The organism is Bacteroides sp. An51A (assembly GCF_002161565.1).
Classification (GTDB): Bacteria; Bacteroidota; Bacteroidia; order Bacteroidales; family Bacteroidaceae; genus Phocaeicola; species Phocaeicola intestinalis.
The window spans coordinates 282,185-301,788 of the sequence record NZ_NFIC01000005.1; the positions used below are offsets into that span (position 1 = coordinate 282,185).

Annotated in this window: 16 protein-coding genes and 1 pseudogene; 10 read left to right on the top strand and 7 right to left on the bottom strand. The window is 47.2% G+C overall.

Annotation, left to right across the window (positions count from 1 at the left end; genetic code table 11):
• Positions 1-282: 282 nt before the first annotated feature.
• The 6 genes and pseudogenes from B5G04_RS11670 to B5G04_RS11695 all read left to right on the top strand — a co-directional run bounded on the left by B5G04_RS11670 (position 283) and on the right by B5G04_RS11695 (position 5,465).
• A complete protein-coding gene (locus tag B5G04_RS11670; RefSeq protein WP_239414093.1) occupies positions 283-2,355 on the top strand; it encodes an outer membrane beta-barrel family protein in 2,073 nt (690 codons plus the stop codon).
• Between the two features lie 85 nt (positions 2,356-2,440).
• On the top strand, positions 2,441-2,683 hold the full coding sequence (locus B5G04_RS11675) for a hypothetical protein (protein WP_022038978.1): 243 nt from the start codon (positions 2,441-2,443) through the stop codon (positions 2,681-2,683).
• Positions 2,673-3,014: a type II toxin-antitoxin system RelE/ParE family toxin gene (locus B5G04_RS11680; RefSeq protein WP_087397272.1), complete on the top strand. Its 342-nt coding sequence runs from the start codon at positions 2,673-2,675 to the stop codon at positions 3,012-3,014. Before B5G04_RS11675 ends, B5G04_RS11680 begins: the two co-directional genes overlap by 11 nt.
• A gap of 2 nt (positions 3,015-3,016) precedes the next feature.
• Positions 3,017-4,470 (top strand): annotated as a pseudogene (locus tag B5G04_RS11685) (sodium:solute symporter).
• 84 nt (positions 4,471-4,554) lie between these two features.
• On the top strand, positions 4,555-5,157 hold the full coding sequence (locus B5G04_RS11690) for a tetratricopeptide repeat protein (protein WP_087247445.1): 603 nt from the start codon (positions 4,555-4,557) through the stop codon (positions 5,155-5,157).
• Positions 5,158-5,291: 134 nt separating this feature from the next.
• Positions 5,292-5,465 (top strand): hypothetical protein, encoded by a 174-nt coding sequence (locus B5G04_RS11695; RefSeq protein ID WP_158100099.1) that lies wholly within the window; start codon positions 5,292-5,294, stop codon positions 5,463-5,465.
• Positions 5,466-5,503: 38 nt separating this feature from the next.
• On the opposite strand, the gene B5G04_RS11700 is transcribed toward B5G04_RS11695, so the two are convergent.
• The 3 genes from B5G04_RS11700 to B5G04_RS11710 all read right to left on the bottom strand — a co-directional run bounded on the left by B5G04_RS11700 (position 5,504) and on the right by B5G04_RS11710 (position 9,771).
• Complete coding sequence (locus B5G04_RS11700) at positions 5,504-6,808, bottom strand: Na+/H+ antiporter NhaC family protein (protein ID WP_087397274.1); 1,305 nt, start codon at positions 6,806-6,808, stop codon at positions 5,504-5,506.
• A 282-nt stretch (positions 6,809-7,090) separates the two neighbouring features.
• The gene (locus B5G04_RS11705; RefSeq protein ID WP_022038974.1) at positions 7,091-8,581 is read right to left on the bottom strand and encodes an altronate dehydratase family protein; all 1,491 of its coding nucleotides are present in this window, start codon (positions 8,579-8,581) and stop codon (positions 7,091-7,093) included.
• Positions 8,582-8,688: 107 nt separating this feature from the next.
• Entirely contained in the window at positions 8,689-9,771 is a 1,083-nt protein-coding gene (locus B5G04_RS11710) for a LacI family DNA-binding transcriptional regulator (RefSeq protein ID WP_087397277.1), read from the bottom strand.
• Positions 9,772-9,979: 208 nt separating this feature from the next.
• On the opposite strand from B5G04_RS11710, the gene B5G04_RS11715 reads away from it, so the two are divergent.
• Both B5G04_RS11715 and B5G04_RS11720 read left to right on the top strand, forming a co-directional pair.
• Positions 9,980-11,002 (top strand): sugar kinase, encoded by a 1,023-nt coding sequence (locus tag B5G04_RS11715; RefSeq protein ID WP_022038972.1) that lies wholly within the window; start codon positions 9,980-9,982, stop codon positions 11,000-11,002.
• A gap of 101 nt (positions 11,003-11,103) precedes the next feature.
• Positions 11,104-11,772, top strand: a complete 669-nt coding sequence (locus B5G04_RS11720; RefSeq protein ID WP_022038971.1) for a bifunctional 4-hydroxy-2-oxoglutarate aldolase/2-dehydro-3-deoxy-phosphogluconate aldolase — start codon at positions 11,104-11,106, stop codon at positions 11,770-11,772.
• Between the two features lie 138 nt (positions 11,773-11,910).
• Here B5G04_RS11720 and B5G04_RS11725 read toward each other — a convergent pair whose 3' ends face one another.
• The 4 genes from B5G04_RS11725 to B5G04_RS11740 form a co-directional block, all read right to left on the bottom strand.
• Complete coding sequence (locus B5G04_RS11725) at positions 11,911-12,543, bottom strand: transposase (protein WP_087397279.1); 633 nt, start codon at positions 12,541-12,543, stop codon at positions 11,911-11,913.
• Positions 12,544-12,714: 171 nt separating this feature from the next.
• Entirely contained in the window at positions 12,715-12,975 is a 261-nt protein-coding gene (locus tag B5G04_RS20215; protein ID WP_204247015.1) for a hypothetical protein, read from the bottom strand.
• Between the two features lie 175 nt (positions 12,976-13,150).
• On the bottom strand, positions 13,151-14,815 hold the full coding sequence (locus B5G04_RS11735; protein WP_143270465.1) for a hypothetical protein: 1,665 nt from the start codon (positions 14,813-14,815) through the stop codon (positions 13,151-13,153).
• Between the two features lie 162 nt (positions 14,816-14,977).
• A complete protein-coding gene (locus B5G04_RS11740; protein ID WP_087397285.1) occupies positions 14,978-15,886 on the bottom strand; it encodes an AEC family transporter in 909 nt (302 codons plus the stop codon).
• A gap of 464 nt (positions 15,887-16,350) precedes the next feature.
• Between B5G04_RS11740 and B5G04_RS11745 the strand changes: the two genes are divergently transcribed.
• Positions 16,351-18,087: a response regulator transcription factor gene (locus B5G04_RS11745; protein ID WP_087397287.1), complete on the top strand. Its 1,737-nt coding sequence runs from the start codon at positions 16,351-16,353 to the stop codon at positions 18,085-18,087.
• A 134-nt stretch (positions 18,088-18,221) separates the two neighbouring features.
• Positions 18,222-19,589, top strand: a complete 1,368-nt coding sequence (locus B5G04_RS11750; protein WP_087397289.1) for a TlpA disulfide reductase family protein — start codon at positions 18,222-18,224, stop codon at positions 19,587-19,589.
• Positions 19,590-19,604 lie beyond the last annotated feature (15 nt).

The window sequence follows — 19,604 nt, forward strand, 5'->3', positions numbered from 1 at the left end:
TTTTCGCAGGTCTGCAATTCCTTGCCGACGCTGTGGGGAAGCTTTCCCGGCTTGGGATTCCTTGCCGACGCCGTGGGGAAGCTTTCCTGGCTTGGGATTCCTTGCCGACATCGTGAGGAAGCTTTCGCAAGGCAAAGATAGGGCTTTCCGCTCAATCTTACGGAAAACGGTAAGACTAAATAACATTTCCGGTAACACTCGGTAAGGCGGGAGATAGGGCGGATTCCGCGGGAAATGCCGAATTTTGCCGTATCAAACAAAAACGGAAATACGATGAAACGAATGATTTTGATTATCGGGCTGGCAGCTTTCGGAGCGGGGCTTCCGGCACAAGAAGCAGCAGATAGTTTATTGACGGGCGACGTGCAGGCGGACAGCCTCTTTCAGGCGTTGCCCGAAGTCATGGTGGAGGGCGAGCGTCCCGTAGTGAAGGCGTTGCCCGGACGGTTGGAATACGACCTGCCGCGGATGATAGCACAGAAACCGATAGACAATGTATATGATGCCTTGAAGGAACTTCCGGGTGTGGTGGAGATGAACGGCGGGCTGACGTTGGGCGCACGGGGCGTGACCGTCGTGCTGGACGGGAAAGTGACGAATATGAGTGCCGAACAACTTTATTCGTTGCTCAAGTCAATGCCTGCCAGCCGTATCGAGCGGGTGGAAGTGATGTACAATGCTCCGGCGCGTTATCAGGTGAGGGGTGCGTTGATAAACGTCCGCCTGCGCCACCGCATCGGCGACCCTGGCTCGGTGCAGGGTGAAGCGTTCGCCAAGTATGACCAGCGGCACGAAGCTTCGTTCGAGGAGCGTGCCTCCTTCTTATATAATGGAGGGAAACTCTCGGCGGATTTCCTTTACTCGCACACGCACGGCAAGAGTTATAACACGACCGACAAAGAAGCCCGTCATTGGCAAGAGGCGGAGGACGAAACCTGCCTCATCGAAAATCACCAGACGGGACGCGGACGAGACCATACGCATACGTTCCGCCTCGGCGCCGATTACCGGTTTGCCGAAAATCATACGCTGGGCTTTGTCTATAATGGGAGTTACGATACCAGCCATTATAACCAATATACTACGGGCACACAGACTGCAACGACCTTGGGCAATCAGGAATCATGGCTTCACGATGGGCGGTTGGATTATCAGGTTCCGTTCGGGCTGAAGGCAGGCGTAGAGTTTACATGGTATCATGCGCCAGGCAGCCAGCGTCTCGCCAGCGAAATGGAGGAGACGGACATGGACTTTTATACCGAAGACGCGCAGCGCATCAATGCCTGGAAGTTTTATCTCTCGCAAGAGCATCAGCTCGGCCGCGGCTGGGGGCTGAACTACGGGACGGTTTATACGACGAGTGTGGACAATTCGTTTCAGCGGTATTCGGGGAATGAAGAATTGCCTTCGGACATGCTTTCGCGCCGGAGGGAACGGACGCTGAACGTGTATGCGGGCTTCAGCAAATCGTTCGGCGAAGACCTGTCGGTGGATTTCTCACTGGCAGCCGAGCATTACCAGACTCCGGCGTGGGACGAATGGGACTGGTATCCGAACCTGACGGCTACGTATAAACCGTCTGCCAGCCATCTCGTGCAGCTCTCATTCAGCAGCGACAAGCGTTATCCCGATTATTGGACGGTGCAGGACGCGGTGTCTTATCTGGGCGGAGGCTACTCGGAAGTGCAGGGCAATCCGCTGCTGAAGCCTTCGAAAGACTATAACCTGACGCTGATTTATATGCTGAAGTCGAAATATACTTTTGCCGCATGGTTCAGCCATACGGAAGATTATTTCACGCAGACGCTTTACCAGTCGCCCGAACGTTTGGTGGAAATCTACCGTTACCTGAACTTTAATTTCCAGCGGCAGGCGGGCATCCAGGCTTCCGTTCCTTTTAAGATAAAGAAATGGCTCGATTCGCGCCTGACGCTGATGGGCGTATGGATGCGCGAGAAAGACACCGACTTCTATGATATGCCTTTCGACCGGCGCATCTGTTACGGCATGGCGGTGTGGAACAATACTGTTACGCTTTCCACCCGTCCGGACTTGCGTCTGACACTGAATGGTTTCGTGCGCAGCAAAGCTCATCAAGGCACGTACGATTTGCCTGCCAGCGGGAATGTGGACGTAGCGTTGCGTTACGCTTTCGCCCGTCAGAACTGCATCCTCTCGGCTTGGTGCAAGGACATTTTCGAGACCGCGGGCATCGACCCGTATGTCCGCATCGCCCGCCAGTGGGTGACAAACGATTATTCATGCTACCGCTCTGTAGGCTTATCGTTTACGTGGAAATTCGGAGGTTATCAGGAGAAGCGTCGGGAAGCGGTGGATACATCCCGTTTCAAATAGTGTCTTTTTCGTGCGTTTGCAGCGGAGTTTGAAGATATTTTGCTATCTTTGCCTTGTCACTTAATCATATAAGGAGGAATACGCTATGAGAGTATCAGCATCGATGGAAAGTCTTTGGCAATATATCCAGTCGCTTTCGCTTAGCGAGCGGAACCGTATATGGCTTGCCGACAAATTGCTGGAAGGCACCCGCAAGGAGGAAGAGGAAACCGAGTATATCAGCAAGGAAGAAATCCTCGCGGGGATTGACGCGGGGCTGAAAGATATGAAGGCTGGACGAACACGGCCTGCCGAAGAATTATTAGAGGAGCTTCGGAATGGACTATAAGATAAAAACGGCAAAATCTTTTGATAAGGAAATTAAAAGATTAGGTAAACGTTATGCGTCCATTGCTGACGATTATGCGAAACTGCTTCTTGAGATTTCAGCCAATCCGCACCTCGGTACCGACTTGGGCGGCGGATTGCGCAAGATTCGCATGGCTATCACCTCGAAAGGGAAAGGCAAGAGCGGCGGCGCGCGGGTTATTACCTTTACGGTAGTGGTAGCGGTGGAAGAGAGCGAAATCAACTTGCTTTACATTTACGATAAGGCTGAGCGTTCTTCTATCAGCAAGAAAGAAATCGAAGAGCTGCTTCGGTTAAATAGATTGAAATGACAATGAACGGCATATTCATCCTTGTTACCATAGCGGTTTATTTCGGCATCCTTTTGCTGGTGGCGCATATCACGTCGGTTCGCAGCAGCGACAACGATGCTTTTTTCCGGGGCAACCGCCAGTCGCCGTGGTACATTGTGTCATTCGGTATGATAGGGGCTTCGCTTTCGGGCGTGACGTTTGTTTCGGTGCCCGGCATGGTGCGGAGCATTGATATGACGTATATGCAGACCTGTCTGGGCTTTTTTGTCGGTTATCTGCTGATAGCCCATGTGCTGCTTCCGCTTTATTACCGGCTGAACCTGATTTCCATTTATACTTATTTGAAAGAACGTTTCGGTGTCTGTTCTTATAAGACGGGCGCTTCTTTTTTTCTGGTCTCTAAATTGCTGGGAGCGTCCGCGCGTCTGTACTTGGTCTGTCTGATTTTGCAGCATTATGTGTTCGACGCATCGGTGTCCCTTTTGTGCTGACTGCCATCGGTACGGTAGTCCTTATCTGGCTATACACGCATAAGAGCGGAATACGTACCATTGTCTGGACCGATAGCCTGCAGACCTTCTGCCTGCTGGCGGCTTTACTCCTTATTATATACAAGGTAGTGGCGATGCTCGGTGGCGACTGGTCATCGGTTGCCGGTGCTGTGGCGGATAATGCGCACAGCCGTATCTTTGTGTATGACGACTGGCATTCGAAGCAAAACTTTTTCAAGCAGTTCTTCAGCGGCATTTTCATTACCATCGTTATGACAGGGCTGGATCAGGATATGATGCAGAAGAACCTTTCGTGCCGCAACCTGAAGGAGGCGCAGAAGAATATGTATTGTTACGGTTTCTCGTTTTTGCCGGTCAATTTCCTGTTTCTGGTGTTGGGGATATTGTTGTTGCTGGCTTCTTCCCGGTTGGGGGTAGACTTGCCAGCCAAGGGGGATGATATTCTTCCGATGTTTGCCGCCGAGGGATATTTAGGTCCGGTGGTGCTGGTGCTCTTTACCATCGGCATAATCGCTGCGGCTTTTTCCAGTGCCGATTCGGCATTGGCGGCATTGACCACCAGTTTCTGTATTGACATTCTGGAGGTAGGACAGTTTTCGGAGGGTAAGGCACAACGCATTCGCCGGTGTGTGCATATAGGTATTTCTGTTGTGTTTATCGGCTGTATGTTGGTGTTCAAGGCGGTAGGCAGTCAGAGTATTATCGATACGATTTATGTACTGGCAGCCTATACGTACGGACCGCTGTTGGGCATGTTTGCTTTCGGAATGTTTACCCGCAGGTTGCCTCGTGACCGGTTTGTTCCTTATGTGGCGTTGCTCTCTCCGCTGGTGTGTTATGCCACCGACCGCCTGTGTTTTTACCTGGCAGGATATGCTTTCGGTTATGAAATGTTGATGTTCAACGGGCTGCTGACCTTCTTAGGTTTGTGGTCATTGAGCAGGAAAGTGTTAAAAAGCTGATGCAGAACATAAAAAAAGGTATTTGTTGTTCGGAGAAAAGCTTGTAATTTCGCAGCCAACAATCAAAAACAACCTAATGGTATCATGAAGACACTGATTATAACATTGATTTGCGGGCTGCTGGCGGTAAATTCCCTTTTTGCAAAAGGTTTCGAGCGTCCGGTTACGGCCGATTATCAAAAAGGAGTAGAGGCTTTGAACGAAGGTAATATCGAACAGGCTTATACTTATCTGACTAACGAACTGAACGCCAATCCGGAGAATGGCTATGCCCATTGCTATATGGCTTTGGTCTGTAATTTTTGCGGAGATGCCAAGTTGGCTTTCCATGCAGTAAACGAAAGCTTACGCTTTATACCCGAAGCGGATACCGAGTATCGTGCGTTTGCGTATTATACGCGAGGCATGCTGCTGATGAATGCCAAGGCATACGCCGAAGCGGAAGACGATTTGGATGAGGCTATCCGCCTGACTCCTTCGGATGTGGAAAACTACAAGGCACGTGCAGAAGTTTATATGAACAACGGCAAGTATGAAGAGTCATTGGCCGATTTGCAGATGGCGATGAAATTGGACAGCCATGCCGATGTATATGATTTGATGATGCAGTTGCTTCAGGCAAATCCCGACCCGGTTTTCTTCGATGAGGTGACCAGTGCATTCAGCAATGCCACGGCAGCGCGTTGACGCTTTTTCACCACAGATTACACAGATTAATCAATTTACGATTTGATAATTTACTATTTTTGATATTAAGAAGCTGTTTTGAATTTATCGTGCGCTGATTTGGAATGAGTTTTTGAGGCATTTTCGCTTTTGTGATGAGGAAGATAGCGGTGGGGGAAGATAGCGGGCTATCTGACGAAGAACAGGAGCGGAAAGGATCAAAAAATCGCCCAAAGCACACACGAAAACGGATACATCAAGCCAAGAAAAACTTTTTGGAGAAATTCAAAACAGCTTCTAAAATCGTACTTCGTAAATCGAAAAATTGAATATCCGTGTAATCTGTGGTGCTTTTTATAATATTCCATCAGGAGTACCGTCGTGGGAAACGGAATGCGATGCTTAGGATGGCGAATATTCCTAATGCCATCGGATAATAAAGGTAGGGAATAATGTCGAGTGGAGACAATTGGGTCAGTCCGGCTGCAATCAGCATCTGTGCCCCATAGGGGATAATGCCCTGTATTACGCACGAGAATGTGTCGAGTATGCTGGCACTTTTCCGCTTGTCTACCCGGTATTCTTCCGCTATGCGGCTGGCGAGTGGACCCACTGTGATGATGGCAATCGTATTGTTGGCGGTACAGAAATTGGCAAGGCTGACGAGGGCGGCAATGCTGAATTCGGCTCCCCGTTTGTTGTTGATGCATTCGGTCAGCCGGTGCAGGATATAGTCGATGCCTCCATTGAACCGGATGAGTTCCAGCATACCACCTGCCATCAGCGTGATGATAATCAGTTCCCCCATTCCCAGTACACCTTCTCCCATTGCGCCAAACCATCCGAAAAGGTCGAATGTGCCGTATCCCCATCCGATGATGCCGGTCGATAACAAGCCTAAGAGCAATACCAGTGTGACATTCATTCCGGCGATGGAAGTTCCCAGCACGATAAGGTAGGGGATGATTTTCACCCATTCGATGGGAGAGATGTCGGGATGGGCTTCGGTTTGCATTCCGTATACAATGTAGTATATCAATACCAGCAGGGCTGCCGGGAGAGCAATCAGAAAATTGACACGGAACTTGTCGCGCATCACGCAGCCTTGGGTGCGTGTCGCGGCAATGGTGGTATCGGAAATAAAAGAAAGATTGTCACCAAAGAAAGCCCCTCCAACGACGATGGCCGTCATAAACGCCATGCTGATGTCGGTCTTGGCGGCAATGCCTGCAGCTACCGGAGCAAGGGCGACAATGGTGCCTACCGAGGTGCCGATGGAGAGCGAGATAAAGCACGAGGCGAGAAATACGCCGGCAAGCAACAGGTTTTCCGGAAGGAGCCAGAGGGTAAGATTGACGGTAGCATCAATGGCCCCCATGGCTTTTGCCGACTGGGCAAAGGCTCCGGCAAGGATAAATATCCAAATCATCAGCATGATGTTGGTATTGGCGGCTCCCGAAGAGTATTGCAGGATGCGGTCGTTCAGCGAAAGCCCTTTGGTTGTGGCGACGGCATAAACCGAAGCTACCAGGAACGCCACGGTTATGGGAACTTTGTAAAAGTCGTTGACGATGATGGAGGTTATCAGGTACAGGCACAGAAAAACGACGAGCGGCATCAGTGCCCATCCGTTCGGCTTGTTTACAATGGGAGTCAGTTTGTTATAGTCCATGAGTCGAAAAATCTGTAAAATGAAAGCTGGTGCAAAGATAATATTTTTATATGAATGTCCGCATTTCACCAATAAGGAGTTATTTCAGGGAGTTAAAGGGAGTTAGAAGCCAATACTTTTACTAATGGAAACCATAGCAGGGCTATTGGCATTTAACTCCTGTGAGCGAAGCGGGCATAACTCCTTTTCATCCATTGGGATGTTTGCGGATATTCAAAACAAATAACGGAGCAATGCTTCTGCACCCTCCGTTATTTGTTTCATTGCTTTATTTTTCATTCCTTATAGCGTAACTCCAGTTTTGAAGATGGCTATTTCGCGGTAGTTTTTCTTTTCATTGTTTACCCATTCTCCGCTTGCCACTTGGATGACATAGTCGGTAAAACGGCGGCAAGTTACTTCCATCGGTTCGTTTTCTACGATTACTCCAGCATTAAAGTCAATCCATCCGGGCTTGTGGGCAGCAAGGCGGGAATTGGTGGATATTTTCATTGTGGGGACGTAAGTGCCGAAAGGTGTACCGCGTCCAGTAGTAAAGAGTACGAGGTGGCAGCCGCATGAAGCCAGAGCTGTAGCTGCTACTAAGTCGTTGCCTGGTGCCGACAGTAGGCTTAAGCCTTTCGTCTGCAAGCGTTCGCCGTAAGGCAATACCCCCGACACATAACTCTTTCCGCACTTTTGTGTGCATCCCAAAGCTTTTTCTTCCAGAGTGGAAATGCCTCCAGCCTTGTTTCCTGGAGATGGATTTTCGCCTACAGGTTCGCCGTGTGACAAAAAGTATTCTTTGAAGTCATTTATCAGGTGTACGGTCTGTTCGAACAGTTCCGGAGTTTTACAGCGGTTCATCAGGATGGTTTCGGCGCCGAACATTTCCGGTACTTCGGTCAGGACAGAAGTGCCGCCTTGTGCGATGAGGTAGTCAGAGAACATGCCCAGCAGCGGATTGGCTGTAATGCCCGAGAATCCGTCCGAGCCTCCACATTTTAGTCCTACGCGCAGTTCCGAGAGTGGGACATCGGTGCGGACATCCTGCTTGCATTTGGCATACAGGTCCCGCAGAATCTTCATGCCTTCTTCCAGTTCGTCGTCCACTTTCTGTGCTACCATAAATTTGATGCGCTCTTCATCATACGTACCGATAAATTCACGGAAGATGTCCGGCTGGTTGTTTTCACATCCCAGTCCTACTACCAGTACGGCTCCGGCATTGGGGTGAAGCACCATGTCGCGCAAGATTTTCTTGGTGTTTTCGTGGTCATCTCCCAGTTGCGAGCAGCCATAGTTGTGGGGGAAAGCTACGATGGCATCAATGCCTTCCTCGTTTGTTTCCCGGCGCAAGGTTTCGGCAAGTTGGTTTACGATGCCGTTCACGCAGCCCACGGTCGGAATAATCCATATCTCGTTGCGGATGCCCACGTCACCGTTTTTACGCCGGTAACCTTTGAATGTACGGTTTTCGTAGGGGATGTCTAGCGCTACTTCGGCCGGCTGGTACGTGTATTCCAGCAATCCGGCAAGGTTAGTCTTGATTTCCTTTTCCGAAATCCAGCTTCCTTGCGGTACGTGCTTTGTGGCGTGTCCGATGGGATATCCGTATTTGATGATGTTGTCGCCTTCATTAAAGTCCGTCAGTGTCACCTTGTGTCCGGCGGGAATGTCTGTTTTCAGCACGATGTCCTGACCGTCTACGGTAATGGTTTCGCCTGATTTCAACGGGGTGATTGCAACGGCTACATTGTCGGCAGGGTTGATTTTCAAATAAGTTGTTTCCATAAATAATTGGGTTTTTGTTTTTTTGAGTTTTTAAGTTTTTTGGGTTTTTGAGTTTGTGGGTTTCTGTTATGAAGAACGTAAGAAGTCACAGGCTCAAGAACTAAAGGTTAGTTATGATTGTTCCGGTGCATGTCCAGATAGAAGTCGATGTTTTCTATCGAAAGGAAATTGATGGGCATATAGTTGCATTCTTTGATAGTTTTCTTCAGGATTAAATGGTCGCACAGGCTTGCAATGCTGTTATAGCCTTGAAGTGAGGGTTGCTGGGCGATAATAAAGTCGATACTGCCTTTTCTCAGGCAGTTGACATTACGCTCCAACAGGTCATATCCCATCAAGTGAAAGTTTTTCCGGTGCTGCTTTTCCATGTATTCGCCAATGATATATGCTTTCGAGTTGAATGTAATGCCATAGGACAGTTCAGGATGTTCCCGGAAGAAATCATTCAGCAACGTTTCATCCTCGCCCGGTCGTTTGGCATACAGGTTCAGTTCCAGCATTGTCAGGTTGGGATGATGTTCTTTCATATAGCTGTAAAATCCTTCTTCGCGATGCAGCTGCTGGTTCGAACCCAGCCTGCCTTCGTTTATCTGGCGGAATATTACCAGTTCGGTTTGGTCTTGCATCAGCATTTTCATGATGCGTGCGGCAAAGTATCCGCTTTGTTTGGCATGTTGCCCGTAAAAGGCAAGCGGTTTGAGGCTTGGGATGTTCGAGTCTATAAATATATAAGGTATAGAACGTACCTGCAGCTCGCCGGCAAATCCGGTAGTTTCCGATTCGATGGTAGGAGAGATGACCAGTCCGTCGGGAGCCTCTTCCAGCAGTTTTTCTCCTGCCCGCCTGAAGTCGCCTGGCATGTATTGGTCGTAGTATCCGCTTACCAGTGATATATTGAAATCCGAGAATGCCTTGATAGCACGTTTCATCCCGTTTTCTACATACGTCCAGTATTCTCCTGCTGTATGTTGGGGCAGCAGGCAGGCAAAGACGTATTTCTTGTTCGATGCCAGTGCGCTGGCATACATATTCGGCTGGTAGTCTAGTTGTTTCAGGATATTTTCTACTTTTTTCCGGCTGGCTTCAGATACTCCGCTGCGTCCGTGAAGCACACGGTCGACCGTGCCTACTGATACCCCTGCCAGATGGGCTATGTCTTTGATTCGGATTCGTTCTGCTTGTTTGTCCATGTCTCTATACCTTAATAAAATGTGTTTTAAAAGATGGTTTAATGTGTGTGTTGAAAAAATATCGATACAAATATATTACTTTTTTTGGTATTTAAAAAATAAATCGTACCTTTGTGTGCGTACACAGAGCGGATAAATGTTTTCCTTTATGTGGAAAGTATGGAATTTAATCAAACAAGAAGTATAAACGATATAAAAATTATTAGCAATGGGAAAAATTGTTACTTTAGGCGAGATTATGTTGCGGCTGTCTACGCCGGGCAATACGCGGTTCGTACAGTCGGATAGTTTCGATGTAGTGTATGGTGGCGGCGAAGCGAATGTAGCTGTCAGCTGTGCCAATTATGGACATGATGCTTATTTTGTAACCAAATTGCCGAAGCATGAAATCGGACAATGTGCCCTCAACGCTTTGCGCAAATATGGTGTCAAGACCGATTATATTGCCCGTGGCGGTGACCGTCTGGGTATTTATTATCTTGAAACAGGTGCTTCTATGCGCCCGAGTAAAGTGATTTACGACCGTGCACACTCAGCTATCGCTGAAGCTGATCCTTCTGACTTCGACTTTGATGCTATCATGGAAGGTGCTGACTGGTTCCACTGGTCGGGCATCACGCCGGCTATTTCCGATAAAGCTGCAGAACTGACCAAATTGGCTTGCGAGGCTGCCAAGCGTCACGGAGTAACGGTATCTGTAGACTTGAACTTCCGTAAGAAATTGTGGACCAAGGAAAAAGCCCAGTCTATCATGCGCCCGTTGATGCAATACGTGGATGTTTGCATCGGAAACGAAGAAGATGCGGAACTCTGCCTGGGATTCAAGCCGGATGCTGATGTGGAAGGCGGAAAGACCGATGCGGAAGGTTACAAAGGCATTTTTACTGCCATGGCGAAAGAATTCGGATTCAAGTATGTTATCTCTACCTTGCGTGAATCGTTCTCGGCTACTCACAATGGCTGGAAAGCAATGATTTATAACGGCGAAGAGTTCTATACATCGAAGCGTTACGACATCAACCCCATTATCGACCGTGTAGGTGGCGGCGACTCGTTCTCAGGCGGTATCATCCACGGTCTGCTGACGAAGCCGAATCAAGGCGAAGCATTGGAATTTGCCGTAGCTGCTTCTGCATTGAAACATACCATCAACGGTGACTTCAACCTTGTTTCGGTAGAAGAGGTAGAAGCACTGGCTGGCGGTGATGCAAGCGGTCGCGTACAACGCTAAATCTTTTTATTCACCACAGATTACACAGATAGGTTCATTTGATTTTAAAATAATCTGTGTAATCTGTGGTGAGAAATTTCATAAACTTAAAACTTTAAATTGTGGCAAAATTTGATAAGATAGCTGTGTTGAACAAAATCGGTTCAACCGGCATGGTGCCTGTGTTCTACCATAAAGACGCAGAAGTGGCAAAGAAAGTGGTTAAGGCTTGCTATGATGGCGGCGTGCGTGCTTTCGAGTTTACAAACCGTGGTGACTTCGCTCACGAGGTATTTGCCGAAGTAGTGAAGTTCGCCGCTAAGGAATGTCCTGAAATGGCGTTGGGCGTAGGCTCTGTAGTAGACCCTGCTACGGCTGCGCTTTATATCCAGTTGGGAGCCAACTTCGTGGTAGGTCCGTTGTTCAATCCCGAAATCGCTAAGGTATGCAACCGCCGTTTGGTAGCTTACACTCCGGGATGCGGAAGCGTGTCCGAAGTAGGCTTTGCACAAGAAGTAGGCTGCGACCTGTGCAAGGTATTCCCCGGCGATGTATTGGGTCCGAAGTTGGTAAAAGGCATGTTGGCACCGATGCCGTGGTCGAAACTGATGGTGACGGGCGGTGTAGAGCCTACTCAGGAAAACCTGACTTCATGGATCAAGGCTGGTGTGTTCTGCGTAGGTATGGGCTCGAAGCTCTTCCCGAAAGATAAGGTAGCGGCAGAAGACTGGGCTTACATTACTGATAAGTGTAAGGAAGCGTTAGGCTATATTGCCGAAGCGCGCAAATAAAGGAACGAAAGTTCATTTTGTTTAAAGGTGTATAAAGCGAGAGGCGTCGCAGGCATGCGGAAGCATGTTTTGCGACGCTTTCTTTTTGTGTTTGCAATAGTAGAGGGAATATACAAATCTATACCATGCATGGTATAGCTAAATGCGGACATCATTATTGGTTTTATTTAATTTGTCCAAATCCCATTTCGCTACATTGTTTTCAATGTATTCGGCAATATGGTTCATCTCATTGGTGTTTCTGATGATGCGCTCATGAAAACGGGATTGCCATGCAAAAGGGATGTTGTTTTGGCGGGAATGGCAGGTCATGGCACGTTTAAATCCTCCGATAACAACAGATAATGCCCCACGCTTATGTGATATTTCTCGCATTCTATTGTCAACAGTTTCTGTTTTCCAACGTGCTTGTTGTGATGGTCGTGGTTGTAGAGACGATGTGCACATCGTCTCTACGTTAATTGCATTAGAAATATTGGGAACAATGGAAGAATTGCATTTATCGGCATTAATTATTACCACCGCATGAATATGGTTAGGCATGACTACAAACAGTGGAATCTCTGCATGTGGATAATGCGAGGAAATGTTTGCCAGATTTTCCTTTGCAGCTTTTCCCATATCCGATAACAGCATCTTACCGTCAGATATCGTACCAAAGTAACAGACTTGTTCAGCTGTACATATCGTCACGAAATATGCACCACTGTTATAGTCGTGCCAAGATGCACGGGCTGACTGAATTCGATATTTGTCTTTAAATCTATTCATAACTTTATTTTCTTGATTATTGCGGTTGTAGAGACGATGTGCACATCGTCTCTACTGTTTCCTCACCATTTCTATACCGTTTCGCATTCAATTCACATATAGTATGAGTATTCACAAAGGTAATGATAAATCTTAAGAAGCGGTAAAACATGAGTCGTAAAATCATATCTTTTATGCCTCTTCATAGAGGTTATTCATTGCTCTATGTTCCTGCAGTTCGTTGCTAATGCAATAAATCAAGGCTGATAATCTGTTCGCGGCAGCCTGGGTTTTATATTCCACGGGCTGGAATGTACATTCCATGGGCTGGAATATACGTTCCACGGCGTGGAATATACGTTCCAGCCCGTGGAACATAAAACCTAATAGGCTGGAATGATAACGTATACTATGCGCGGTATGGATTTGTGTATTCTTTCGAACATTTTGCATACGGGCATTTCGCACCGTTTCTGTAGAGACGATGTGCACATCGTCTCTACTATGTAGCATCTACAAAATGTACAAATGTAAATGCCGCACACAGTATAAACAGGCTGTAAAGATAATGCAAGGGCAGTTTTATGGGAAAGGTTGGCGGTTGCCGCTCCGGCATGTGTGTATGGGATTATATTTGCATGGTAATATATTCATAAAGTGACATTTGTGCGGGCAGGTCGATGTTCAGCCGCGAGCGCAGGCGCAAGGTTTTGGTGCGGACTGATGTCGGGTTGATGCCCAGCAGCGAAGCCTCGTCGTTGGTGTCGAATCCGAACAGGTAGAGGCAGCAGTATGCCCACTCCGATTCGCTCAGGTCGGGGCAGCGGTCGATGACGTAACGGCGCAGGCCGGGATATACCTTTTGCGCTTGTTGCTTGATTTGCTCCCATAGCTCTTCGCTAATGAGCGTCCGGGTGTTTTGCGGCTTCTTCTGCTTTGCCAGCTGGTGCAGTTTCTTATATACAGGCGAGCTTTCCAGCATGTTTTTCCGCAGGGTACGGTAGCGTACGGTCAGTGTTTCCATTTCTTTGCGCATCCGCTCCAGTGATTTTTCCTCTTCTTCCGAATGTTTCAGCAGGGCGTTTTTCCGCTCCATCTCGATGGACAGTTCCAGCAGGCGGTTGCGTGTATCGCGCAGGTCGGCTTGTTGCAGCAGGAGTTTCTTTTCCGTCCGCTTGCGGTAGCCGAAGTAAATCCAAAGCACGATTAAGACTACTATCAGGCATACGGCGAAAGCCAGCAGATAGCCCGTTTGCTTGAGCCGAAGCTCAGCGTTTTCAGTCATCAGCTTCTGGTGCTTGTAGCGGTTTTCTATTTCGAGTATTTTCGATTCGTTGGAAGCAATAGATAAGGAATCATTGATTTCTGTATATTGTTCTAAATAGTTGAGGGCTTGCTCAAATTTTCCTTCCAACTTGGCTATTTCGTATAAATCAGAATATACGGCATAGCGGTTTATGCTTTCTTTCATAGGGATTTTTTGCAGCATTTCTTTGGCTTTCTGTAGCTGGTTGGTTTCTATGTACAAATGAGATAAAGCAAAGTAATCAGGAATAGGATTTGCGCTATTATTTAGAGTTTGATAAAAATACTTTTCAGCTAATTCGTATTCACCTTGCATTTGGTAGATATTGCCATACGCATTTAGAATGGAATGGTAAACATTTATGTCGTTAAATGTTTGGCAGAGGGAGTCAGCCCTTTGTAGATAGGTTAATGCTAACGATAAAGAATCCATGTAAGCATACCTTCGGCAAATATCCCTTAGTGCACAGACATAACTTCTTTTGTTATTGGCTTTTTGAAACCAAACGGCTGCTTCTTTTGTCTTTCTTAGTGATAGAGATGGGTAGTCTTGTCTTGCATACAGGTCTGCCATATATGAACAGGTATATCCCATTAGCTGGAAATCGTGCCTTTTCTCTGCGATAGTATATATGCGTGCGTATATATTCATAGCTTTATCGCTTTCACCTTCATGGGCATGTGCCATGCCTAAATAGAATCCGGCTTTCAGGCATTCTTTTTCCGTACCTTTTTTCTTGTACCAATCGAAAGTTTTTTCCATATATTCAATAGAAGGTACGGATACGTGGGAAGTACGGTGCGAAAGTTCGGCTTTCAGCATACACCAATGCGCAAAGCTTTCGGCATTTAGCGTATCCGTATCGATGGAAGCCAATAAAGCGTATGCACTGTCCGGTTGTGCTGGCATCAGGTTTTCTACCTTATTTAATAAAGTAGGGCTTGCCGGATGGTTATTGCATCCACCTAAAATGGTTGCAATAATCAAGACAAAAAATGGGTTAATAAAAATAGTTAATGAATATCCGCATTTTACCCAATTTGCTTGTAGGGGCGTATCGCATACGCCCCGAAGACATCCACGTGGATAAGTTGATGCATTCGGGCGTATGCGATACGCCTCTACATGGGATGTTTGTGGATATTCATTTTATAAAAACATCGTTAGCAAAGGAATGCTAATCACCGAAAGCAAGGTGGTGATAAACGTGCCTTCCGCCATGATGACTTCCCCTTTCCCATACTGGATGCAGAACAGAGTGCCGTAGGAAGCTACGGGCATTGCTGCCAATACCACGTTGATGTTGGCGATGGTTTCCTCTACCCGGCACAGGCGCGAGAGGTATAATATCAGGAGGGGAACCAGCATCAGGCGGAGGGCAGACATGAGGTAGATAGCCGTATTGCTGAACATGCGCCAGATAGGAACTTGGGCAATGGCAGAGCCTACGATGAGCAGGGCGGCGGGTACGGTGATGTTTCCCAAGAGGACGAAAGGCGTGCTGAGCACTTTGGGAGGTATCCAGCCGGTCACTACAATCAGGATGGAAAGGTAAGACGCAATCATCGCCGGACAATAGAGCGTGCGCCAATCGAAGCGTACCTTGCCTTCTCCTCCCGAAACGAAGAGGGTGCCGAACACGAATATCAGCAAGGTACTGGGGAAATTGAGGATGCAGGCATAAAACACTGCATTGGCTCCGAAGATAGAAGCTACGATAGGGTAGCCGATAAAGCCTACATTGCCGAAAGCCAGCATGAAACTATAGATACCCCGGTCGGCAGCCTTTACGGGCAGGATCCGTGGAAGCAGGAAAGCTCCGCCGATAAGAACGATATAGGTAGCGAATCCCACGACGAGCAGAGGCAGGATAAAACCTTTATCGGGAAGCGTGTCGCCCATTACGGAAGACAGAATCAGGCTGGGGCAGGTTACGTTAATCACTAAAACAGATAGTTTGCGGTCGAAATCCGCGTCCATCATTTTCTTCTTGCTCAGAAAGTAGCCGATGATTACGATAATGAACAAAATAATCATCTGCGTCACAATAGCGTTCATAAGTCTTTGTTTATTGTCGCTGCAAAGATAGAAAAGAGTTTTGATAGTGTGAAACTCTTCACCTTATTTTCGAATGGAAGTTTATAAGACGAATGGCTGAAATAAACCTTGCGGATAGCTGTTCTGTAATTCTCTGATAAGTTTGTTTGGCAGGGTATGAACCAACGTGTGATTGAACGGCTTAGAATCTGTTTCAAGCCGTTTCACTTTTACGTTCTCCGTCCCAAAACCGTATGGTTTCCGAACCAAGACCGTACGGTTTCCGTCCCAAGAACGTACGGTTTTGGAACGGAAACTATAAAAGAAAGCCGCTTGCGTTGATAACATAACCCAAGCGGGAACTGAAATGTATTGAATCCTGCGCTTTTTTACCTCCAGAAATAACTCTTTTTAACTCCTTATTGACAAAAGTCTTGCCAAATTCGATTTGTTTTCGTTATTTTGTTGGCAAATTTATTCAAGACATGCTCAAATTGTTTGTTTACATAGTGCCCTTGTGCTTCCTGCTCTTTATGTCAGGAGGAGCAGCATGGGCAGAAAATGCAGACTCAAGCACTGTCGCTCCCTATCTGAAGGTTCTCGACAGGAATCCCAACGACCAAGAAGCCTTGTGGGCCGTCGGTTTCCATTATCTCGGACTGGGAAACAATGCCGAAGCCAGAAAATACGGGAGGCGTTTGCTGGAGGTAGGAGAAAAAGACTGTCCGTATGCTGAGCTATACGGTCACCTCATTCTCGGACTTGCCGACATCGAATCCCGCAACAGCACCAAAAGTTATGAGCACCTGGAAATGGCACGGAACCTGGCAGAGCGCATGCAGAACCACGAGGCGTTAACCTATATCTTGAACGGATTCGGCCATTATGCGTTGTTTGTCCATGACGACACATATTCTGCTCTCTCCTATTATTTTCAGGCACTGGACGAAGTCCGGATTTGTCAAGACGTACGGATGCACGCCACTCTTCTTTCCAATATATCGGGAGCCTATTCGATGCGGAACGACATTTCGGGATTGAAATTCGCCAAAGAAGCTATAGATATAGCCCGGAAAGGGAATAAAATCATACCGCTGTTTTACGGAACAATGAATGCAGCCTTTTATTACCTGATTGCGGACAGCCTGCCACAAGCTCGGAATGCCATCGAAGAGATAGAGAGAATGTACGAGAAAACTCCGTTCGAAGGCGAAGAAGCTGATTTGGATCTCCTGCAGGCGTTGCTTTGCGAAAAGGAAGGAAAGAAGGAGAAGGCTTATCGGCATTATGCTTCCGCCATCAGGCATTTCACAAGCGCATCGCCTTCTACCATTACCAAAGTCTATATCGAATACGCCCGGCTTCTGCGGAACGATCAACATATCCGGCAAGCCATCGAAATACTGGAACAGGGTCTTGCCCGGATGGACAGTACGGGCATTCTTATCCACAAGGCACAACTGCTCAAAGAGCTTTCCCTCAGTTATCACGAAGCAGGAAACGATTCCCAGGCACTGGCATACGCTTTCGAATGTCAGCAATATCAAGACCGCCGCTTCGATGAAATCCGCGAACGTGCCACACAGGAAGCCCGCATCAAGCACGATATTTATTCGCGCGAACAGCAAATCAACGCCCAACATCTGGAAATCCTTGACAATCGCTTCAAGATAACCTTGTTCACGGTAGTACTGGTTTTGCTGCTTCTGGCACTGGGCATGACTTTTTATTTCTACAAAAAGAAAAACCGGCTGTACCGTGCCATCGTATCTCAAAACCGGGAATATATGCAACGCGAACAACTGCTGATGAAGCAAATGGAAAACCTGCACTCCGACGAAACGATACAGGCAGCATCCGCCACCCTTCCTTCGGATAAGCTGAGCAACCTGTTGAGCCGGTTTACGGCACTGATGATAGAACAGAAGCTGTTTACCGACCCTTCGCTTACCGTGGCTTCCGTAGCCGACCGGTTGGGAACCAACCGCACCTATCTTTCAAAAACCATCAATGAATCGACCGGAAAGACATTCACGCAACTCATCAATGATTACCGGATTAGGGAAGCTATTGCCCAAATGTCCGATTTCGAAGCCAACAAGCCTTTAAAACAAATCGCAGCAGAAGTAGGATTCAGTTCCTTGTCCACTTTCTATGCTACCTTTCAATCTTCAACTGGAATGACGCCCGCACGTTACCGTCTGAAATTGAAAGAAATCTGAAGCATTCCTGAAGCATTCTTCTTACGAATCCATCAATTTTACGTTTTACGAAAAGATGACTGATTGTGTTTTGGTGTTTTTTACTTTCCTTTGTACGATGATTGTAACAAACTAAAAACTAAATGTAAACGCTTATGGCTAATTTGAAATCAATTCTTCTTTTCGTGGCACCAGGTTTCCTTGTGTCTTACGGATGCAGTTCATCTGATAATGCCCCTCTTTTGGAAGGAAAAATCAATGTATCCGAACCTACCGAAATTACTTTCTATTATGATTACAACGGTAATACCTTTGTAGAAAATGTGTCAACCGATTCGACAGGCTTGTTCGTATTTAATCCCCAACTTGCCGGAAACGAAGCCGATGTCGCCCTGTATGTCGGAAGCGACAGCTACGGAGCTTTTCTCGAAAAAGGAAAGTCGGTCAAGATGGACATCGACGGGAAAAATGTGACATTCCAAGGAGACAACACCGACCGTAGTACATTCTATAACGCTTACCAGCAAGGATTTTCCCCTTGGACCTTCAAGCCTACCCCAGACCACCCGTTCAGTACCGCAGAATGGAATGCTAACCTGGATGCCGGTTATGAAGCTGCACAAAACGCATTGAAAGGCATAAAAGATGCCACGGTGCGCGAGCGTTATGCACGACTGGCTGATGCAAGCAAAAAATATTATACCATACAAATCTTAAGCATGGACAGCATCGACCACCGGGCACAGATAGACTCACTTGTTGCCACTATCGACCCCAATGCCGATGAAAGCCGTCTGAGCGGACTTATTAATCATTGGTATAATAGGGCTAACTTAGGAAACAACAACGGAACACTCCAGCTTACTCCTTATTTTATAAAGCAATTCGCGGACATAGATAGCGCACTTACCAACGAAAGCAACAAAAAATACTTGTATGCTACACTCAGCTCGATGTTTTTTCTTTATCAACCTTCGGATAGCGACATCACCGTTTTCGTCAACGGAATTCAGTCCCAACTTGTCAAGGATTCCCTTCTCGCGGCAAAGATAAAAGAGACCATAGCCAAACGCAACAAACACATCAATGACGGAGAAGTATTCCCTTCCGACCCTGTGTTGATAAGCCGCGACGGGACAAAGACCTGCCTTTCAGAAGTCATTAAGGGCAAAGTGGCGTACATTGACTTCTGGGCCACTTGGTGCGTACCGTGTTGCAAGGAAATTCCTTTTATGGAAAAAGTCTACGAAAAGTTCAAAGACAACAAAGATATTGTGTTCGTCAGCATCTCGCAAGATGATAACCGGAAAGCGTGGGAGAAGAAAGTAGACCGCGACAACCCCCAGTGGCCTAATTTCATCTTTGATGTGAAGACGGGGCGCGAATTTCTTGATGCAATGGACATCAACGCCATTCCCCGCTTTATTATCGTGGGGCGTGACGGGAAAATCATCTCGGTCGATGCTGCCCGTCCTTCCAACAGGAATATTGAAAAAATACTCAATGAAGCCTTAGGGAAATAACCCCTCCATTAACTA